The 19,294-nt window shown below is 72.4% G+C and carries 19 protein-coding genes and 1 pseudogene; 11 read left to right on the top strand and 9 right to left on the bottom strand.

The features are described 5' to 3' along the window. Nucleotides 1–107: 107 nt before the first annotated feature. Both ACFYS8_RS03905 and ACFYS8_RS03900 read left to right on the top strand, forming a co-directional pair. Nucleotides 108–344, top strand: a complete 237-nt coding sequence (locus ACFYS8_RS03905; RefSeq protein WP_387635311.1) for a hypothetical protein — start codon at nucleotides 108–110, stop codon at nucleotides 342–344. Nucleotides 345–400: 56 nt separating this feature from the next. Next, the gene (locus tag ACFYS8_RS03900; RefSeq protein ID WP_387635308.1) at nucleotides 401–3,361 is read left to right on the top strand and encodes a helix-turn-helix transcriptional regulator; all 2,961 of its coding nucleotides are present in this window, start codon (nucleotides 401–403) and stop codon (nucleotides 3,359–3,361) included. Here the strand turns inward: ACFYS8_RS03900 and ACFYS8_RS03895 are convergent, their stop codons facing one another. Further along, nucleotides 3,362–5,857 carry an ATP-dependent Clp protease ATP-binding subunit gene (locus ACFYS8_RS03895; protein ID WP_387635305.1) on the bottom strand — a complete coding sequence of 832 codons (2,496 nt, stop codon included), beginning with the start codon at nucleotides 5,855–5,857 and terminating at the stop codon, nucleotides 3,362–3,364. 241 nt (nucleotides 5,858–6,098) lie between these two features. On the opposite strand from ACFYS8_RS03895, the gene ACFYS8_RS03890 reads away from it, so the two are divergent. Further along, complete coding sequence (locus tag ACFYS8_RS03890) at nucleotides 6,099–7,031, top strand: polysaccharide deacetylase family protein (RefSeq protein WP_387635302.1); 933 nt, start codon at nucleotides 6,099–6,101, stop codon at nucleotides 7,029–7,031. A gap of 297 nt (nucleotides 7,032–7,328) precedes the next feature. Continuing rightward, entirely contained in the window at nucleotides 7,329–8,348 is a 1,020-nt protein-coding gene (locus ACFYS8_RS03885) for a GNAT family N-acetyltransferase (protein ID WP_387635299.1), read from the top strand. Here ACFYS8_RS03885 and ACFYS8_RS03880 read toward each other — a convergent pair. After that, entirely contained in the window at nucleotides 8,335–8,754 is a 420-nt protein-coding gene (locus ACFYS8_RS03880) for a YchJ family protein (protein ID WP_387635296.1), read from the bottom strand. The genes ACFYS8_RS03885 and ACFYS8_RS03880 overlap by 14 nt on opposite strands. Here ACFYS8_RS03880 and ACFYS8_RS03875 point away from each other — a divergent pair. Continuing rightward, nucleotides 8,753–8,926 (top strand): hypothetical protein, encoded by a 174-nt coding sequence (locus ACFYS8_RS03875; RefSeq protein ID WP_387635293.1) that lies wholly within the window; start codon nucleotides 8,753–8,755, stop codon nucleotides 8,924–8,926. The two genes, ACFYS8_RS03880 and ACFYS8_RS03875, sit on opposite strands and share 2 nt — an antisense overlap. A gap of 111 nt (nucleotides 8,927–9,037) precedes the next feature. On the opposite strand, the gene ACFYS8_RS03870 is transcribed toward ACFYS8_RS03875, so the two are convergent. Then, nucleotides 9,038–9,562, bottom strand: a complete 525-nt coding sequence (locus tag ACFYS8_RS03870; RefSeq protein WP_387635290.1) for a hypothetical protein — start codon at nucleotides 9,560–9,562, stop codon at nucleotides 9,038–9,040. 191 nt (nucleotides 9,563–9,753) lie between these two features. Between ACFYS8_RS03870 and ACFYS8_RS03865 the strand changes: the two genes are divergently transcribed. Further along, nucleotides 9,754–10,242 (top strand): hypothetical protein, encoded by a 489-nt coding sequence (locus ACFYS8_RS03865; protein ID WP_387635287.1) that lies wholly within the window; start codon nucleotides 9,754–9,756, stop codon nucleotides 10,240–10,242. A gap of 6 nt (nucleotides 10,243–10,248) precedes the next feature. On the opposite strand, the gene ACFYS8_RS03860 is transcribed toward ACFYS8_RS03865, so the two are convergent. Next, nucleotides 10,249–10,641, bottom strand: a complete 393-nt coding sequence (locus ACFYS8_RS03860; RefSeq protein ID WP_387635285.1) for an RNA-binding S4 domain-containing protein — start codon at nucleotides 10,639–10,641, stop codon at nucleotides 10,249–10,251. 108 nt (nucleotides 10,642–10,749) lie between these two features. Here ACFYS8_RS03860 and ACFYS8_RS03855 point away from each other — a divergent pair, with 108 nt between their 5' ends. Next, on the top strand, nucleotides 10,750–12,753 hold the full coding sequence (locus tag ACFYS8_RS03855) for an FAD-dependent oxidoreductase (protein ID WP_387635282.1): 2,004 nt from the start codon (nucleotides 10,750–10,752) through the stop codon (nucleotides 12,751–12,753). A 105-nt stretch (nucleotides 12,754–12,858) separates the two neighbouring features. Here ACFYS8_RS03855 and ACFYS8_RS03850 read toward each other — a convergent pair whose 3' ends face one another. Next, nucleotides 12,859–13,428 carry a TetR/AcrR family transcriptional regulator gene (locus ACFYS8_RS03850; RefSeq protein ID WP_387636833.1) on the bottom strand — a complete coding sequence of 190 codons (570 nt, stop codon included), beginning with the start codon at nucleotides 13,426–13,428 and terminating at the stop codon, nucleotides 12,859–12,861. A 96-nt stretch (nucleotides 13,429–13,524) separates the two neighbouring features. Here ACFYS8_RS03850 and ACFYS8_RS03845 point away from each other — a divergent pair, with 96 nt between their 5' ends. Beyond that, nucleotides 13,525–13,818 (top strand): antibiotic biosynthesis monooxygenase, encoded by a 294-nt coding sequence (locus tag ACFYS8_RS03845; protein WP_387635279.1) that lies wholly within the window; start codon nucleotides 13,525–13,527, stop codon nucleotides 13,816–13,818. Here ACFYS8_RS03845 and ACFYS8_RS03840 read toward each other — a convergent pair. The 4 genes and pseudogenes from ACFYS8_RS03840 to ACFYS8_RS03825 form a co-directional block, all read right to left on the bottom strand. Then, nucleotides 13,809–14,111, bottom strand: a complete 303-nt coding sequence (locus ACFYS8_RS03840; RefSeq protein WP_387635277.1) for a hypothetical protein — start codon at nucleotides 14,109–14,111, stop codon at nucleotides 13,809–13,811. The genes ACFYS8_RS03845 and ACFYS8_RS03840 overlap by 10 nt on opposite strands. A gap of 19 nt (nucleotides 14,112–14,130) precedes the next feature. Further along, nucleotides 14,131–14,922: pseudogene (gene istA / locus ACFYS8_RS03835) on the bottom strand (IS21 family transposase); the annotation flags it as partial. A 276-nt stretch (nucleotides 14,923–15,198) separates the two neighbouring features. Further along, nucleotides 15,199–16,308, bottom strand: coding sequence for a UDP-N-acetylmuramate dehydrogenase (locus ACFYS8_RS03830; protein ID WP_387635274.1), 1,110 nt, complete (start codon nucleotides 16,306–16,308; stop codon nucleotides 15,199–15,201). 9 nt (nucleotides 16,309–16,317) lie between these two features. Then, a complete protein-coding gene (locus ACFYS8_RS03825; RefSeq protein ID WP_387635272.1) occupies nucleotides 16,318–17,526 on the bottom strand; it encodes a hypothetical protein in 1,209 nt (402 codons plus the stop codon). Between the two features lie 480 nt (nucleotides 17,527–18,006). Here ACFYS8_RS03825 and ACFYS8_RS03820 point away from each other — a divergent pair, with 480 nt between their 5' ends. From ACFYS8_RS03820 to ACFYS8_RS03810, 3 genes are all read left to right on the top strand, one after another. Further along, nucleotides 18,007–18,486: an ATP-binding protein gene (locus ACFYS8_RS03820; RefSeq protein ID WP_387636831.1), complete on the top strand. Its 480-nt coding sequence runs from the start codon at nucleotides 18,007–18,009 to the stop codon at nucleotides 18,484–18,486. Further along, a complete protein-coding gene (locus ACFYS8_RS03815) occupies nucleotides 18,480–18,812 on the top strand; it encodes a hypothetical protein (RefSeq protein ID WP_387635269.1) in 333 nt (110 codons plus the stop codon). The genes ACFYS8_RS03820 and ACFYS8_RS03815 overlap by 7 nt, the downstream gene beginning before the upstream one ends. A 188-nt stretch (nucleotides 18,813–19,000) precedes the next feature. Then, a complete protein-coding gene (locus tag ACFYS8_RS03810) occupies nucleotides 19,001–19,150 on the top strand; it encodes an FxLD family lanthipeptide (RefSeq protein ID WP_084223461.1) in 150 nt (49 codons plus the stop codon). Nucleotides 19,151–19,294 lie beyond the last annotated feature (144 nt).

The following is a 19,294-nucleotide window of genomic DNA, read 5'->3' as shown; positions in this document are numbered from 1 at the left end:
GCCGCAACGCTCCCGCACCACCCCTGGTCCGACGCCCGTCGGACGGCACTTGCGTCACGGCAGCCCCACCCGGCCTGCCGATCACCTCACCACCCAGGAGGACCACCATGACCACCGCCACCCTCGTCGCCCCGTGGGAGCTCTCCGAGACCGCTGCCGCCGAGCGGACGCCGCACCCCGCCGGCGAGATCGTCCCGGCCCTGCGCGGAACCGAACTCCCGCGCATGCGGCGGGCGTTGGTGCTGGCCGGCTGGGTCTCGCCGGACCTCGGCACGATCGACATCGGCACCAACGACACGACCACCCCGTCCACTCTCACCTCCCTCTCGTTCACCCAGGACTGACGGGGTGCGAAAAGTCCCCATGGCCCGATGACGGCGCGGGCGGCTAGCCTGCGTGAATGCTCACCTCCTCCCCTTATGTCGTGGGTCGCGCCGAGGAACTGCGGGTCCTGCTCGACGGGTTGATCGACGCCCGTCGGCGGCAGGGGCGCGCGGTGTTCGTCGGCGGCGAAGCCGGTATCGGCAAGACCCGGCTGGTGGCCGACTGCGCCTACCGGGCCGTCGCGGACGGGATGGCGGTGCTGCGGGGCCGGGGCAGCAGTGCCGGGGCGCCGGTGCCGTTCCGGCCGATCGCCGAGGCGCTGCTGTCGCTGTTCCGGGTCAGCGGGCCGCCGCAGGACCCGGCGCTCGCACCGTACCGGTCCGCGCTGGCGGCGCTGGTCCCGGACTGGCGCGGTGAGCAACGCCCCGCCGCACCACCGTCGTTGACGGACATCGCCGAGGCGCTGCTGCGGCTGCTCGGCGCGGTCGGCCGGGAGGACCCGGAGCGGCCGCCGCGCGGCTGCCTGCTGATCGTCGAGGACCTGCACGAGGCGGACGCGGAGACCCTCGCCGTGCTCGACTACGTGATCGACAACCTCGACGGCCTGCCCGTCCTGCTGGTCGCGACACTGCGTCAACACCCGTGCCCCGCACTCGACCTGGCGCTCGACGCGGCCGCCCGCCGGCAGGCCAGACGGCTCGACCTGCACCCGCTGGACGGCGGACAGACCGCCGAACTCGCCGCCGCCTGCCTGTCCGCCGCACCCGGCGCACTGCCCGCCGCCGTGGTCGAACGGGTGGTCCGGGACGCGGGCGGAAACCCGTTCGTGATCGAGGAGTTGCTCAGCGGAATGGTCACCGCGGGGGCGCTGCGCCGCGACCCCGAGCGCGGGTGGGAGGTGTTCGGGGACCTCGGCATCGAGGTACCCACCACCGTGGTGCGCAGCGTCGTGCAGCGGGCGGCCCGGATCGACCCGGCGGGCCGCGAGATGCTCAACGTCGCCGCCGTGCTCGGACGGCGGTTCGCGCTGCCGGTGCTGCAACTGGTCACCGGGCTGGACGACCGCAGCCTGCTGATCCACCTGCGGGCCGGGATCGACGCCCGGCTGCTGTCGCCCAGCGGGCCGGTCGCCGACCGGTACGAGTTCCGGCACGCGCTGGTCGCGGACGCGCTGCTGGCCGACCTGCTGCCCGCCGAACGGGCCGCGATCGCCCGGCGCGCCGCTGGCGAGGTGGAGCGCGCCTACCCCGGACTGCCCGGCGAGTGGCGGCAGTTGGTGGCCGTGCTGCGCCAGTCGGCGGGCGAACCCGAGGCCGCCGCCCGGCTGTTCGCCGAGGCCGCCGAGGAGGCCCGGCAGGGCGGGGCGACCGAGTCCGCCGTCGCCCTGCTGGAACGCGCCCTGGAACTGGTCGGCGGGGACGGCGCCGCCACGGCCGCCGCCAGCGGGATCCGCGAGCAGCTGGCGCACGCCCTCGCCGACAGCGGCCGGTTCGACCAGGCCCGCGAGCTCGCCCGGACGCTCCCGCTGGGCGGCCCGGCCGCGCTCGGCGACGACCGCACCGCCGCCCTGCACCTGCGCCTGGCCCGCGCCGCCGTCACCGCCGGGCGCCTCGCGGACGCCGCCGAACAGGCCGCCCTGGTCCGCACCCTGCTCGGCCCGGCGGCCGGCTCCGAGCGGACCTGCGCACTCGAGGTGGTGGAGGCGCACCTCGCGCTGGCGGGCGTCGACGGCCCCACGGGCGACGGCGAGACCCGGACCGCCGTCGCGGAACGGCTGGCCCGCCGCGCCGCCGAACGGGCCGAGGCCGCCGGACTGCCCGAAGTCGCCTGCCAGGCATGGCAGTTGCTCGCCCTGCTGGAACGCCGGAACGGCTTCGACCGCGCGGACGCCTGCCTGCGGCGGCTGCTCGAGCTGGCCGCCCGGCACCGGCTCCCCGGCTGGCAGGTGGACGCCCAACTGCGGCTCGGCGTCAACGAGTTCATGCAGGTCGGGGAGTCCGTCCAACTGGAACGGGCGCACCGGGCCGCGCTCGACCTGGGCGCGCTCGACCTGGTCCGCTCCGCCGAGGCGACGCTCGCCATGCACGCCGTCCTGCGCGGCGACTACGCCCGGGCCCGCGCACTCACCGACCAGGGCCTGGAGGCCAGCGCCCGGTTGCGCAACGTCGACCACCACCAGTTCCTGCTGCTGACCCGGGCGATGGTCGCCGCCCACCAGGGCCGACGGGCCGAAATGGCCGAGGTGCTGGCCGAGTTCGACCGCTGGGACGGCGCCGAGTCGCTGCAGCTGCCGCTCGCCCACGGCAACTGCCGGGCGGTGTGCGCGCTGTTGGAGGAGGACCGGGCGCTGGCCCTCGCCGAGTTCGACCGGGCCCGCCGCTGGGAGGCCCGGCACCCGTCCGTCTTCTACCTGAACGGCGCGCACGGCCTGCACCCGCTGCTGCGCGCACTGGCCGGCACCGAGACCGCCGAGGAACACGCCCGGACGGCCGCCGACCACGCCGCCGCGCTGGCCTGGAACCGGCAGTTCGAGCGGCTCGCGCGCGCCGTCCACCTGGGCCGCGCCGGGCAGGCGGGCCCGGCCGCCGAGGCGGTCGCGGAGGCCGCGCGGGCGGCCCGCCCGTTCGAGATGGCCCGCCACCTGGGCCTGCGGCTGGTCGCGGAGGCCGCGCTCGCCGACGGCTGGGGCGAGCCGGTGGCGTGGCTGCGCAGCGCCGAGGAGTACTTCCACCGCGCCGGCGTACCGGCCGTCGGCGCCGCCTGCCGCCGCCTGCTGCGCGAGGCCGGGGCGAGCGTCCCGCAGCGGCGCACCGGCACCGAACAGGTCCCGGAGCAGCTGCGCGGGCTGCGGGTGACGGTGCGCGAGTACGAGGTGGTGCTGCTGGTCGCGCAGCGGCTCGGCAACCAGGAGATCGCCGCCCGCCTGAGCATCTCGCCGCGCACGGTGGAGAAGCACGTCGCCAGCCTGCTGGAGAAGGCCGGCCGCCCGAACCGGGCGGCCCTGGCGGACTGGGCGGCCGGCGTCACCGCCCCGTGATCAGAGCTCCGCCGGGCGCCCGATCGAGCAGACCAGTTCGCCGTCCTGCGCGTCCGCGACGATGGTGTCGCCGGGCTGGAGGTCGCCGGAGAGCAGCATGGTGGCGAGCCGGTTGTCCAGCTGGGTCTGGATGGTGCGGCGCAGCGGCCGGGCGCCGAACTCGGGCTGGTGGCCGCGGTCGACCAGCCACCGCTTCGCCGCCTCGGTGACGTCGAGTTCGAGGCCCTGGGCCCGCACCCGCCGTTCGGAGTTGGCGAGCATCAGGTCGACGATCCGCAGCAGGTCGTACTCGCCGAGCGCGTCGAAGACGATGATGTCGTCGATCCGGTTGAGGAACTCGGGCAGGAAGCGGGCGCGGAGTTCGGCCATCAGCCGGTCGCGGATCTCCTCGGTCTCGCCGCGGTGGGAGAGGATCAGCTGCGAGCCGATGTTGGAGGTCATGATGACCACGGTGTTGCGGAAGTCGACGGTGCGGCCCTGGGCGTCCGTCAGCCGCCCGTCGTCGAGGACCTGGAGCAGCGCGTTGAACACGTCGGGGTGGGCCTTCTCCACCTCGTCGAACAGCAGCACGCTGTACGGGCGGCGGCGGACGGCCTCGGTGAGCTGCCCGGCCTCCTCGTAGCCGACGTAGCCGGGCGGGGCGCCGACCAGGCGGGAGACGGTGTGCTTCTCCTGGAACTCGCTCATGTCGAAGCGCACCAGCCGGTCCTCGTCCCCGAAGATCAACTCGGCCAGGGCCTTGGCGAGTTCGGTCTTGCCGACGCCGGTCGGGCCGAGGAACAGGAACGAGCCGACCGGCCGGTTCGGGTCGGCCATGCCGGCCCGGCTGCGGCGGACCGCCTCGGAGACCGCGACCACCGCCCTGTCCTGGCCGATCACCCGGTTGTGGAGTTCGTCCTCCAGCTTGAGCAGCCGGGCCTTCTCGTCCTCGGTGAGCTGGGAGACCGGGATGCCGGTCTGCCGGGACAGCACGTCGGCGATGTCGTCCACGGTGACGGAGACGACGCCCTCGCGGCGCTCCTCGATCTCGGCGTTCTGCGACTCCAGGTCGGCGATCCGGGTCTTGAGTTCGGAGGCGCGGGTGAAGTCCTCGGCGGCGACCGCCTCGTCCTTCTCCCGGCGCAGCTTGGCGAGTTCGTCCTCCCGGCCGATCACCTCGGTGGAGCGGCCCAGGCCGCGCAGCCGGACCCGGGCGCCGGCCTGGTCCATCAGGTCGATCGCCTTGTCGGGCAGGAAGCGGTCGGAGACGTACCGGTCGGACAGGTCGGCGGCGGCGCGCAGCGCCTCGTCGGTGAAACGCACCTGGTGGTGGGCCTCGTACGAGTCGCGCAGGCCCTCCAGGATCTGCACGGTCTCCTCGACGGACGGCTCCGGGATCAGCACCGGCTGGAAGCGGCGCTCCAGGGCCGCGTCCTTCTCGATGTGCTTGCGGTACTCGTCGATGGTGGTGGCGCCGATGACGTGCAGCTCGCCGCGGGCCAGGGCCGGCTTGAGCATGTTGCCGGCGTCCATCGCGCTCTCGCCGCCGGCGCCCGCGCCGACCACGGTGTGCAGTTCGTCGATGAACAGGATGGTCGAGTCGGCGGCCTCGCGGACCTCGTCGATGACGTTCTTCAGCCGCTCCTCGAACTCGCCGCGGTACTTGGCGCCCGCCACCAGCCCGGACAGGTCCAGGGCGACCACCCGGCGGTCCTTCAGCGTGGCCGGGACGTCCCCGGCGATCACCCGCTGGGCGAGGCCCTCGACGATGGCGGTCTTGCCGACGCCGGGCTCGCCGATCAGCACCGGGTTGTTCTTGGAACGGCGGGACAGGATCTCGATGGTCTGCTCGATCTCCTCGGCCCGGCCGACCACCGGGTCCAGCTTGCCCAGCTTGGCGTCCTCGGTCAGGTCGCGGCCGTACTCGTCCAGGGTCGGGGTCTTGCTGTCCTCCTTCGCCGGGACGCCGCGCTCGCCGCGGGCCGCCGCCGCCTCGGCCCCGCGCCGCATCCGGGAGGCGTCGGCGCCGTGCGCGGCCAGCAGGCGGCCGGCCCCCGAGTCCGGGTCGTCCAGCAGGGCGGCCAGGATGTGCTCCGGCCCGATGTACGAGACGCCGGCGGCCTGCGAACGGGCGTGCGCCCCGATCAGCACCCGCTTGGCGGCGGGCGTCAGGCCCGGCTCCACGGACGGGTCGGCCTCGCCGGCCGGCAGCGTGCGGTCGATGGTCTCGGCGAGCGCGTCCGGGTCCGCGCCGGCCTGCGCGAGCAGCGAACGGGCCGGGTCCGTCAGGGTGGCCGCCCACAGCAGGTGCGGGGTGTCGAGGTCGGCGCTGCCGTCCTCCTGGGCGCGCAGTTCCGCGCGGCCGATCAAGTCCCGGGCGGACTGGGTGAGCAGCCGCCCGATCGGCACCCGCTGCACTGCGGGCGGGGAAGCAGCCGGGTTCAGGCCGAAGAAGCGATTCAGCAGTTCGGAGAAGGCGTCGTTGGAGCCGAGCGAGCCGAAGCCGGGCATGGTCATCGAGGGCACTCCATGGGCGGACGGGCAGCAGTCTCCAGAACTATGTCAATCCGTGCTATATGCCGCAAAGCGGTGCGATCCGGACAGGTGCGACTGCCCGGGACTCGCCCGCTCCCAGGAAGCTTCCAGGAATTTGGGACAGGCATTACCGGAGCATGGGACGCTGATGACCCGAACTCCGACGGGCACCCCGGGCCGACCGTCCGGGGTGCCCGTGCGTGCACCGGCCGAGGGGGAAGCCATGCCGACCACGGATCGCGCCACCCGGCGCCGTGGGATCGACGCACTCCTGCGACACTCCCCGCTCCAACCCGTCTTCCGCGCCCGCGCCGCCCACCGCCTCGCCGTCCTCGCCTACCACGGCATCGACGACCCCGCCGCGTTCCGCGCCCAGATGGAACGCCTGGCCTCCACCGCCCACCCCGTCAGCCCCGAACAGGTCGCCCGCGCCGCCGAACACCGCCGCCCACTCCCGCCCCGCAGCGTGCTCGTCACCTTCGACGACGGCGAGCCCACCGTCCTCACCCACGCCCTGCCGGTCCTCGCCCGGCTGCGCATCCCCGCCGCCGCGTACGTCATCACCGACCTGATCGACACCGACCGCCCCTACTGGTGGACCGAAGCCGCCCAGCTGATCCGGCGCGGCGGCCACACCCGCACACTGCACGGACTCGACTCGGGCGCCGCCGTCCACCACCTGAAGACCGTCCCCGACGCCGAACGCCTGCGCGCCCTCGCCGAGTTGCGCGCCACCGCGAAGCGACAGGCGCCCCCGCAGCGGCAGTTGACCGCGGCCGAGCTCCTCGCGCTGGTGGCCGGCGGTCTGACGGTCGGCAACCACACCGCCTCGCACCCCTGTCTGGACCACTGCTCCGACACCCAGCTGGACGCTCAACTCGTCCGCGCCCACGGCCGGTTGACCGAATGGCTCGGCCACCCGCCGACCACCTTCGCCTACCCCAACGGCAACCACGACCCGCGCGCCGAGACCGTGCTGCGCACCCTCGGCTACCGCACCGCGTTCCTCTTCGACCACCGCCACACCGCACTCGCCCCCGCCGAACGGCTGCGGATCAGCCGCCTGCGCGTCAACTCCCACACCGGCCGCGACCGCTTCGACACCATCCTGTCCGGCCTCCACCCGGCCGTGCACCGCCTGCGCGGCGGGCGGTGAGAAGGTGGGTGCTCCGGAGGGGCCGACCGGCGGGTGGATACGGGACAAGTCGCCTGCGGGCCGACCGACCGGCGGGTGGATACGGGACAACTCGCCTGCGGGCCGACCGACCGGCGGGTGGATACGGGACAACTCGCCTGCGGGCCGGAGGCGTTGCGCACCCGGGCCCGCCGGCCGGCTGCGGGTCGACGCGCGATTGGTTCGGGATCGCCCCGACACCGTTCCGCCCGGGCCGCGTCGCCTGCGTGACGGCGACCGAAGAGAGGGGGCCACGTCGTGAAGGACGCGCCGGAGATCTTGCGCACACCCGAGCTGGACGGCGAACTCGTCCGTGACTGGCGGCAGTTGATCGCCGACGACCCGGACGGCTCGTGGTTCGCCGGGCCGGACTGGGTGCTCGCCTGGTGGCGCACCCTCGGGGCCGGGCAGCGCGGCGAGATCGCCGTGTGGCGCGGAGCGGACGGGCGCGCCGAGGCGGTGGTGCCGCTGGCCGTCACCCGGCAGCGGCCGCACCACCGGGTGCCGCTCGCGCTGCCGGTGCTCACCCTGCTCGGCGCCGGGCCCGGCGCCGCCGACCACTGCGGGCCCGCCGTCCGCCCGCACCGGCGGGGCGAGGTCGCCGCCTGGCTCGCCGCCCGTGCCCGCCGCCGCACCCTGTGGCTGCCCGCGCTGGACCCGGCCCACCACGACCTGCTGCCGCCCGGCGCCCGCCCCGTTACCCGCAGCGCCTGCCCGCGACTCGACCTCACCGCCGGACCGGACCGGCTCGGCTCGCGCGACTTCCGCGCCGCCAACCGCCGCGCCCACCGCCGCCTGGCCGCCGCCGGCGTCACCTTCCACTGGGCGCCGCCCACCGCCGCCCCGCCCGCCGTACTGGACGAACTGCTGCGCCTGCACCGCCTGCGCCGCCAGGCCGCCGCCGGCGGGGTCAGCAGCTTCGACGCCGGCCGGCTCCCGCTGCACCGGGCGCTGCTGGAGACCGCCCGGCCCGGCTGCGGACCTGCCTTCCAACTCGCGTACTGCGAAGGCGAGTTGATCGGCGTGCTGTACGGCTTCTGGTGGGCCGACCGGTTCGCCTACTACCAGATCGGCTGGGACCAGCGGTGGGCCGCCGAATCGCTGGGCACCGCCCTGATCGACGCGGCGGTGCGCAACTGCGCGGCGGACGGCGTGCGGGTCTTCGACTTCCTGCGTGGCGACGAGCCGTACAAGTACCGGTTCGGCGCGCAGGACCGCACCGACACCGGGTGGCTGCTGCCGCGAGGCGCCGGCGGGGCGCTGCTCGGCGTCAAGTACCGCCTGCTCAGCCCTCGATGACGCCGTCCACGTACACCCACTCGCCCTGGTGGCGGACGAACCGGCTGTTCTCCTGCATCGAACCGGCCCGCCCGCGCTCGCGGTAGTGGGCCCGGAACTCGACCGTGCCGTCCTGGTGGAACGGCCCGCCGTCGGTGGCGCCCAGGATCTCCAGCCGCTCCCAGCGCAGCGACGGATCGAAGTCGACGGACGCCGGCCGGGTGTCCGGGTGCCAGGAGCGCAGCAGGTACGGCTCGTCCCGCACCGCGAACGCACTGAACCGCGACCGCATCAACTGCTCGGCACTGCTCGCGGCCGCCTCCCCGCGATGCAGCCGCCCGCAGCAGTCGGCGTACGCGGCGCCCTGCCCGCACGGGCAGGCGGTCGGAGCGGCGGGGGCGGCGGAGGGGGTGCGTCGGCGGGCCATGACCACCATTATCGCCGCCGCCGAGGCCGGCTCCCGCCGTCGCGAGGACGGCCCGGCGGCGGGCCCCCGAGAGGTGGTCCTCGCCGGTGGCCGCGCGTCCGCGACGTCACCCGCCCGGCCGCCGGCGCCGCCGCCGCTGGGCATGTCGAGGGCCCGGGGCGGACGAAGGTGAAGTCCATCGGCCGGGGGAAGGCGACCATCCACTTGCTTGCTCACCGACCCGCCCGCCTGCGTCGCCCGCCTGCGTCGCCCGCCTGCGTCGGTCGCCGGCGGTGTGGCGCGGTCAGACGCCGGTGGGCGCCTCGGAGGCGGGGACGCTCGGGGGAAACCCGCACGCGTCGATCAGGTCGAAGACCAGCTCCTCGACGAACGGATCCGCCCGCTTGGCCAGGACCTCCGCGAGCGCGACCGGGTCGGCGGCGAAGCCGGCCTCGGCGGCCCACCGGGTGATCTGCTCGGCGGCGCCGGGCTCCGGCTGGGGGATCCCGTACTCGGCCGCCATGACGGGGTCGAGCATGGTCGACCACCGCGCCCCGGACGGCGCCAGGCCGACGACCTCGCACACGTCGCTGTCCATGACGTTCGCGAGCAGGACCGGGGCGCCGGAGGTGTCGACGAGCTGCCGGAACGGCCGAAGTGAGTTGTCCCGGAGGCCGTGGAGGATCTGCAAGGTCTGCCAGCCGCCGGGGCGCGGCCAGCAGTCGGTCACGCAATCCGCGTGGCCCTCCGCGCAACCGGCTGCGAACACGGCAAGCTCGCGAAGCGGCCGGTCGCTGCGTGCCAGGACGAACTCTCCGGTGAAACCCATGTCTCCTCCTTGATCGATTCCTTGATCGATGCGCGGAGGCTAGGTGCTCGCAGTGACAGCCCGGCGCGCTGCGGCCGCGCTGCCACGCGGACGGGTGTGCCGGGCGGGCGTGGGGTGGGCCCTGCGGGGCAGGATGGGCGGGTCCGCGTCCGGACTGTGCGGACGGCGACCGGTCGGCGAAGGGGAATGCGATGAGCGACCACCACCACAACGTGCTGCTGCTCGGCTTCACCGACCAGGGGGTGGCCCGGCGGGCGTACGAGGATGCGATGCACCTGCCGGGGCTGCGGCAGCTCGCGGTGCTGGAGCGCAGTGCCGAGGGGATCGTCGACATTCCGGAGAGCCACATCCGCGGCGCCGGTGTGCCGACCGTCGGCTCGGGGCTGGTGGGCGGGCTGGTCGGGCTGCTCGGCGGGCCGATCGGGGTGCTGCTGGGCTTCGCGGCGGGGGCGGCGATCGGCAACGCGGCCGAGCAGACCGAGATGACCGACGGCGGCGCGGGCCTGATCGTGCTGTCGTCGCGGGTGGAGAGCGGGCGGGCGCTGCTGGTGGCCGACCTGGTGGAGCACGACAGCGCACCCGCCGACGAACTGGCCGCGAAGTACGGGGCCTCGGTGGAGCGGATCACCGCGGAGGAGTTCGCCGAGCAGGTGCGGGTCGCGAAGGAGAGCGCCAGCTGAGATCGGTCAGAAGTAGGGGCGGTAGCCGTCGCGGAGCTTGTCCAGGTCGCGCCGGTCGCGCTTGGTGGGGCGGCCGGTGCCGCGGTCGCGGAGGCCGATCTCGGCGGGGCGTTCGGTGCGGGGCGGCGGCGGGGGGCTGTGGTCGACGTAGCAGGTCTCGGCGACGGGGGCGCCGACCCGTTTGGCGATCGGCCGGACCACCTGGACGATCCGTTCCCGGCCCTCGACCCGCACGCGGACGTCGTCGCCCGCCTTGACGTGCTGCGCGGGCTTCGCGGTGGCCCCGTTCACCTTGACGTGCCCGGCCCGGCAGGCCGCGCCCGCCGCCGAGCGGGTCTTGATCAGCCGGATCGCCCAGATCCAGCTGTCGATCCGTACGCTCGCCTCGTCCGTACTCATGGGCCCGAGCCTAGCGCCGCGCGGTCCCCGCCATGGTTTCTGCAACTAGTTGCAGAGTTGGCCGGGCGCCCCCTACCGTTGGGTAACAAATCCGGACCGGAGGCGTCGATGACTGCTGCGTACCCCCACCTGCTGGCCCCGCTCGACCTGGGCTTCACCACGCTGCGGAACCGGGTGGTGATGGGTTCCATGCACGTCGGCCTGGAGGAGGCCGCGAACGGCTTCGAGCGGATGGCGGCGTTCTACGCGGAGCGCGCCCGCGGCGGCGTCGGCCTGATCGTCACCGGCGGCATCGCGCCCAACGAGGCCGGGCGGCCGTGGGGCGGCGGCGCCAAGCTCACCACCGAGCAGGAGGCCGCCGAACACCGCGTGGTCACCGACGCCGTCCACGCCGAGGGCGGCAAGATCGCCCTGCAGATCCTGCACTTCGGTCGGTACGCCTACCACGAGGACCTGGTCGCCCCGTCCGCCCTGCAGGCCCCGATCAGCCCGTTCGTCCCGCACGAGCTGACCGAGGAGCAGATCGAGCAGACCATCGAGGACTTCGCGCGCTGCGCCGAACTCGCCCGCTCCGCCGGGTACGACGGCGTGGAGATCATGGGCTCCGAGGGCTACCTGATCAACGAGTTCATCGCCCGGCAGACGAATCACCGCACCGACGGCTGGGGCGGCTCGTACGAGAACCGGATGCGCTTCCCGATCGAGATCGTCCGCCGGGTGCGCGAGCGGGTCGGCGCGGACTTCATCCTCGTCTACCGGCTCTCCATGCTCGACCTGGTCCCCGGCGGCTCCACCTTCGACGAGGTGGTGCGCCTCGCCGGGGAGATCGAGGCGGCCGGCGCCACCATCATCAACACCGGCATCGGCTGGCACGAGGCCCGCATCCCGACCATCGCCACCTCGGTGCCGCGCGGCGCGTTCGCCTGGGTCACCAAGAAGCTGATGGGCAAGGTCGGCATCCCGCTGGTCACCACCAACCGCATCAACACCCCGGAACTCGCCGAGGAGTTGCTCGCCACCGGCCACGCCGACCTGGTCTCGCTGGCCCGCCCGATGCTCGCCGACGCCGCCTTCGTCAACAAGGCCGCCGCCGGAACCCCCGAGGCCATCAACACCTGCATCGGCTGCAACCAGGCCTGCCTGGACCACACCTTCAGCGCGAAGATCACCTCCTGCCTGGTCAACCCGCGCGCCTGCCACGAGACCGAACTCGTCCTCGCCCCCACGCAGTTGCGCAAGCGCATCGCCGTGGTCGGCGCCGGCCCCGCCGGCCTCGCGTTCGCCGTCTCCGCCGCCGACCGGGGCCACCACGTCACCCTGTTCGACGCCGCGAGTGAGATCGGCGGACAGCTGAACGTCGCCCGCCGCGTCCCCGGCAAGCAGGAGTTCGACGAGACGCTGCGCTACTACCGGTACGAACTCGCCCGCACCGGCGTCGAGTTGCGCCTCGGTGCGATGGCCGACGCGGACGCCCTGACCGGCTGGGACGAGGTCGTGCTCGCCACCGGTGTCACCCCGCGCACCCCCGAGATCGACGGCATCGACCACCCCAGCGTGCTCGGCTACCTCGACGTGCTGCGCGACGGCGCCAAGGTCGGCGACCGCGTCGCCGTGATCGGCGCCGGCGGCATCGGCTTCGACGTCGCCGAATACCTCACCGACCCGGGCACCGATTCCGACTTCCTCGCCAAGTGGGGCGTTGACGCCGACCACACCACCCCCGGCGGCCTCGCCACCCCCGCCCGCCCCGCCGTCCCGCGCAGCGTCCACCTGCTCCAGCGCAAGACCGGCAAGGTCGGCGCCGGCCTCGGCAAGACCACCGGCTGGATCCACCGCACCGAACTGCGCCACCGCGGCGTCGTCATGGTCCCCGGCGTCGAATACCGCCGCATCGACGACGCCGGCCTGCACGTGACCGTCGACGGCACCGAACAGACCCTCCCCGTCGACACCATCGTCCTCTGCGCCGGCCAGGAACCCCGCCGCGACCTCCTCGACGCCCTCCGCGAGCGCGGCATCACGCCCCACCTGATCGGCGGCGCCGACCTCGCCACCGAACTCGACGCCAAGCGCGCCATCGACCAGGGCACCCGCCTGGCGGCGGCGCTCTGAGCCGACGTCAGCTGGAGTGAGCGAGTGGGCCGGGACGCGACGGCGTTCCGGCCCACCGGGCGTTCCTGGGCCGTGGTTCGGGCGGTGGTTCGGCGTGCAGGGCGGTCAGCGGGCCGGGTCGTCGGCCGGGCGTTCGAGGATCAGGCGGCCGGCGCGGTCGAGGACTTCGGTGCGGGTGCGGCCGGGGTGATCGGCGGCGAGGAAGTGGTTGCCGATGGCGAGGCAGAAGGCGAGCAGGCTACGGGCCTCGACCTCGTCAGGGTCGGTGCAGACAGTGCCGATGGCCTCGCGCAGTAGGTCCATGCGCCTGTTGTCCACGCGGCGCAGGCGTTCGGCAACGGCCTGATCGCGGCGGGCCCAGTCGCGGACGGCCAGGTCAATGGGGCGCAGGCGGTCGGAGAAGGTGAGCTTCCCGGCGAGGCGGGCCCTGGCGCGGGTGTCCGCGTCCTCGTGCCCGATCTGTTCGAGGACGTCGTCGGTGGCCTCGCGTTCCCAGGTGTCCAGCATCTCGGTCAGCAGGGCGTCGCGGTCGGCGAAGTAGCCGTAGAACCCGCCCTTGGTCACGCCGAGGGACTTGGCCAGGGCCTCGACGCGCACGGCGTCCACGCCGCCCGAGGCCAGGGTCTGCAGGCCGGTCTCGACCCATTTCTCGCGCGGTGTGCGCAGTGCGCCCATGGTGTGATCCACCTCATGATCTCCGCCGTTGTGCGGTGGCGTACAACGGGTCTAGCTTCGTTGTACGCCATCGTACAATCCGGGGAGGGCATCACCATGTCGTTCGGTTTCGTCGCCTACCACTACCCGAAGTCCGAGTACGTCGAGGAGTTCGTCGACCGCTGCCACCGGGTCTGCGAGGTGCTGACCCGGCAGCAGGGATTCCTTCGGGCCGAGGTCTGGGTCACCCCCGAGGGCGACGCCGTCGTCACCACCGGCGCGTTCGAGTCCCCGCAGGCGTTCCAGGGCGCGTTCGCCGCCGTGGGCCGTGAGTGCCCCGAGGTGGTCGTGTTCGACGAGCGCGAGCTCAAGCCCCGCCAGGTCCACACCCTGCTGTCGCGTCAGCAGTAGCTGAGCGGGCGGCCCTGCTGGAGGCAGTACTGGGCCGCCCGCAGGTACATCGCGGTGTAGAGCGCGGCGGGGAGGTCCTGCGTCCAGCGGCCGGTCCGGCCGATGAGGGTGTGCGGGGCTTCCTCGAAGTCCAGGAACCAGCTGGTCAGTTGCATGGTGCGGGAGCCGTTGCGCGGGAGGTCTGCGGGCAGCCTCAGCGTTGCCGCCAGTCGCTCCGCGAGCGACAGCACGCGGTGGGCCGAGGCGACCATCGTCCGGTCGCTGTAGGTCGACAGGATCGGCAGCTCGATCACCCCGTCGAACGGGGTGCCGGCGCCGGTTGGCGATCTGCAGCCAGGAACCGAGCTGGGCGTTGAAGTCGTCCGGGCCGGTGAACGTCCTCCCGGGCAGGAAACTGGTCTCCAGGTAGCCGTTCGCGCGCTCCACCAGTCCCTTGGCCTCGGGGTCGCGAGGCCGGCAGAAATGCACCTTGACCGCGAGCAGGCCCGCGAACGCCGCGAACTCGGAGGTGGGCCTGCCCCTGCCGACACCCGGCTCGTTGTCCCGGACCAGCGTTCTGGGGACAGCGCCCCAGTCGTCGGCGAGCAGGCGCCAGTGGCCGTCGATCAGGTCGCCGCTCTGCCGGGAGGGCGGCATCCGGGCGGTGATCACCCGCGAGTAGCCGGACACGATGACCAGCACCGGCGGGCGCCCGCTTTGCCCGAAGCCCAGCGGGATGTCCACCGGCGGGAACCACAGATCGCACTGCGCGAGCTCACCGGGCAGGTAGACGGTCCTGGAGACCGGGTCGACGGGGAGGTGTGCGGGCCGCGGCTCGCGCACCCGTTCGCGCAGGATCGTCAGCCCGCGCTCCCATCCGATCCGCTCCGCGATCACCGTGACCGGCATCGTTGGAGTCCGCTTCAGCAGTTCCCGGACCGCCGGCTCGACCGCGTCCACCGCCGAGCCCTTCAACGGCCGCCGGTACTTCGGCGGCCGGTCCGAGGCCGGCGCCCGCGACACCGTCCCGCGAGAGATCCCCAGCCGTCGGGCCACAGCCCTGGCCGACAACCCCTCCGCCCGGTGCAACCGGCGAATCTCGGCCCAGTCCTCCGCACGGATCACCCTCTCTTCCTCCTGACCTCCGAGCACCGAAGTCAGGATGATCAAGAGATCGCCGAGCGGCCCGCATTTGATCCGCCGTCCGTGGCCCTCATTTCACCCGTTGCCGACACACAGAAACGCTCGCCAACCTGGAAGACCACTTGTGGTCGGGCACCGCCGACAAGTCGAGCGACCGATGCCCCTACCTCGCACGGGCTGATCCACGAAACGTGCTTGGTCTGCATTGGCTTGGCGGACCGGACCTGCTCGGCCGCCACTCGAACACGAACGGGGACCTCAGCCTGCGGCGTACGCCGCAGTGCTGGACAGTCGCCGCACCTGCATGGCTTCAACGAGTCGCGCGTACACGGGCTCGTCGCCGAAGAGGTCGGGTTCTGGGGTGAGTCGCACCCCAGTCACCTTCTCAACCTCCAGGGCCAGCCTCTCAGCACCAGCCGCGAATGCGGCGGACGTGGCACCGCTCTCGGTGACCAGCGTGTAGTGCCTGCTGGAAAGCCTGACGGCATCGGCAACCCTCTGGCCAAGGGAGAAGCCAGCCTCCTTGATCAGCCAGCTCGCGCTTACCCGGATGGAACCGTCCGGGAAGCTATTGACCGGGGCGTGCCGGGCGCGCAGGCGCTGCGCGAGATCCGCGTCGATGGCCGGGCTGAGGAAGACGCTGCCGGCCGAGCGGTCATCCGGGTCTCCGGGAGTCAGCACCATGCCTTTGCTCCGTCGCACCGCGAGGACTGCGGCGGCGGCTTCGGCAAGCGGGACGCGCTGGCCCTTCGCGATGCCCAGCCGTTCGGCGACCATGCCGTAGGTAATCGGGGTGCTCAGCCGCGAGCGGTGAAGTCGGAACACCGCGCGCAGCAGGGTCCAGCGGGTGGACCGCTTGAAGATGCTGGTCCGGTGCCCGAGACCGCAGGCTGCGGCGGAGAGTCTGACCAGTCGGTCAGTCTCCCAGTCCCATGCCTCGACCCGGACGAGCGTGTCGGTGACTTCTTGTCCGTACGCACCGACGTTCTGCACCGGAGTGGCCCCGACCGTGCCGGGAATGCCGATGAGCGTTTCCATGCCGGTGAGGCCCTCCGCGATGGTCAGCTCCACCAGATCCTGGAGTTGGTGTCCTGCCTCCACGGTGGCGAGGACGCTCTGACCGTCAGGTTCCGGACGCAGGTCAACCCCCTGAGTTGCCATCCGGAGAACCACCCCCGGGCACCCGGAGTCCGCCACCAGGACGTTGCTGCCACCACCCAGAACCAGTGGGCGGATCCCGAGCCGGCGGATCTGGTCGATAACTGCGGATACATGGTCCAGCTCCGTCACCTCGAGGAGGGACTCGGCGGCCCCACCGACCCCGAGGGTCGTCAAGGGGGCCAGGGGGACCTGGGAGCGGACGTGCACGTGATCTCCTTAGTACGGATCGAGCCGAGCCTGCGCGGACAGGATGTCCTCCACCCTGCCGCAGACCTCGCGAGCCACCGAGGTGTCCCTCGCGCCGAAGCCCGTGTGCAGAACGCGAAGCCGGGCACGGGCTCGTTGCGAGTCAAGGTGCGCGCTCAGATCCATTGCGCTGTGCGCCGCCGCAGCGGCCCCCTCGACGTCCTCACGAGCGAGCCGGGCCTCGGCGAGCGAAGCGTTGTGCAACAGACGATTGCGGGGCTGCTCCTGGCCGAACAGCTCCAGTCCGCGCACAAGGTTCTCTTCTGCCTGGGTTGGTCTGCCGAGCTCGAGCCACGCCCGCCCCGCGTCAGCGGCCAGCACCGCTGGCGTAACCCAGTAGGACCAATGCGGGTCTGTTGCTCCATCGATGGCCGATCCGAAGGCGGCAGCCTCCTCCAGTGCACGCTCGCACCCCGCTACGTCGCCGAGCTTCGCGTGCGCCCTGGCCTGACGGGTGGCAAGCAGTGCTTGGACAGCTCCGCTCTCGTGGCCGGCGGCTCCCTTTCGAGCCACCTTGACCAGCCGCAGTGCGTCATCGTCGGCACCGTGCCACGCGGCCTGGTAGCTCAGGCAGGAGACGATGTTCGCGCCGAGCATGCGGTCGCCGGCAGTGTGCGCGGCTCGCAGCCCGGTGAGGAAATAGCGCTGAGCGAGAGCGACGCGGTCGAGGTCGGTGGCCACCCAACCTGCGAGCTGAGCGAGTTCGGCGAACGCTTCGTGGAGGCGCACGCCGGTTTGGTTGTCGTAGGCGCCGCTACGAACCAAGGTTGCGGCCCAGTGGAGGTCCTGGGCGACCCAGTCGAGGACGAGCGGGCCGCCTTGGATGTCATCGAGTCGGCGAAGTTGGGCAATGCGGTCGATCAGGACGTCCACGGCAGCGGGGCCGACTTCCAGGCCGATCGAACGCGCTTGCAGCTCCTCGTTGGGGGCCGTCAGCCAGTCGACCGCAGGCCCGATCAACGATTGCCCGGCCACTGGCAGCAGCGCAGGTGCGCTTTGCTTGGCTGCTCCACCATCGGTCAGCAGAGTCGAGCAGTGCCGCGTACCGGTCTGGGTCCACGGCAGATCCAGGCCGTCGTCGGCGGACAGCAGGACCCCAGTGGCCGTGAACTTGGCGGGCCACAGGGCCTCCGCACCCACTGGTTCGCTGAGCCGGCTGGACAGGATCTCGGCGACCACCTGGGGCAGCCGTCCTCTCGGGCAGGATCCTCGCAGCCATCCGTACGGCGCTTTACTGCTGATGGTGCCGGGTCCGCACAATCGGTTGATCTCCCGGGCGAGGCGTTCCGGCGACCAGTCCAGCTGCTCCAGGCACCTGCCAAGCAACGATGCCTCCACCATTGCGGTCTACCACCCGCCTTCCCTCGCCTGGACCGCTACTCGGCCCCGTCCTTGCGCTTCAGCGTGGCACGGGCAAAGCACCGGATCCCGCTGGATCCGGAAAGCTGACCATTCTTACCTTCTCGCAGACCACCCTGACCGTCGCTTCATCTTCTCTCAGGGCGTTTAGCGCAGTGAAGTTGATGCATCGCCAGGCGATCACAGGCGGCTCCCTCATGCCTTCGGAGTCCCGATCGGCCTGCTCACAACCAGGCATTCGGTCGGACAGTCCACTGTTTGAAACGCCATTGACTCTCACAGGAGGGCACGGTGCGCACGATGACCAGCAAGCCAGCCAAGACCGCCGATGCGCTCTCCTGGCACGAGAGCTTTCGCGCCGTACCGGACACCGTCCCCGATGTACGCGCTCGAGTCCGTTGCGAGGTACGCAAGTGGGGCTACTCGGACGTCGTCGTGGATGATGCCGAACGGGTTGTGGCGGAGCTGGCCAGCAACGCGGTTATCCATGGGTGCAACGGAGCTGACGGCCAGTTCGATTTCTTCCTGGCCGCCCGAGCGGACGGGTTGGAGGTCGCGGTCGGTGATCCGAGTTCGCATCTTCCTACTCGCGTCGAGACTGCCGAGGACGACGATCACGGACGGGGCCTCATCCTGGTTCATGCGCTCAGCGTTCAGTGGAAGGCTGTTGTCGGTCCCGGTGGAGGAAAGCGAATCTGGGCACTTATCGCAGCCGAGTCGCTGCCAGGAGTCCCACACTCCGCGCAGATCGGTCCCGGGATCGAGGTGATCTCGTGCTGATCAGCGCGATGGATTCACGAGCCACCGCCGTGCAGGGTGCAAGCTTTTGGTGTAGCAGCGTGGCGGTGAGCGTGCGGAGCTTCCCGGTAGGCGCTGCCCTTGTCGAATCGGTGGACGACGCAATCTCTTGGATCCGCAGACGACTTGACGAGATCGCATTCCAGCTGGATCCCCCCGCCGTCCGGATCGTGCGCGCGTGGCTGAACGACCAGCAGCGGTACATCGAGGCTCTCGCCCTTCTCTCGCAGGGATCTGGCTTCGCCATGGAACTGCGCCAGGACGGCGTGACGTACAGCGTCGGCGCTGATCCGTCCGCCCCGCCGTAGTCCGCGCGAGGTCATCGAAGCTACATCGTCCGCGACTTGATGATCTCTACCGTCGCCACACAGCCCTGGACAAACGGCAACCAGCCGCAACAAGCGGCACACCCGCCCCATCGTCTCCTGGTGATGCGGGGCGCACTCAGTGCCCCGGCGCCAGGCCCCTCAAAGGGAACAGCACAGGAGGAACAGCAATGGCTCAGCAGATCCAGACGGCTCCGGCCGCAGACGAGTTCGACCTCGACGTCACGGCGATCGAGCAGAGCGACGTGGCCAGCCTGCAGGTGCTCACGGATGACGGCTGCGGCAGCACGTGCGGCGCCTGCACAACCGGCGTCCACTGACCCGCCCGGTAGCACCGCAACGGTCGGGGGGGGCCGGGCGTTGCCCGCGCCCCCCCCCCCGCCCCCGGGCAATAGTTCGGAACCCCGGGTGGACGGGGGCGGCACCCCCCCCACCCCGCCCCCCGGGCGGGCCCGGGTGGGGCC

This window comes from Kitasatospora sp. NPDC004615, assembly GCF_042873545.1.
Taxonomy (GTDB): Bacteria; Actinomycetota; Actinomycetes; order Streptomycetales; family Streptomycetaceae; genus Kitasatospora.
The sequence above is the reverse complement of the archived record's forward strand: the minus strand, read 5'-3'. Positions and strand labels throughout refer to the sequence as shown.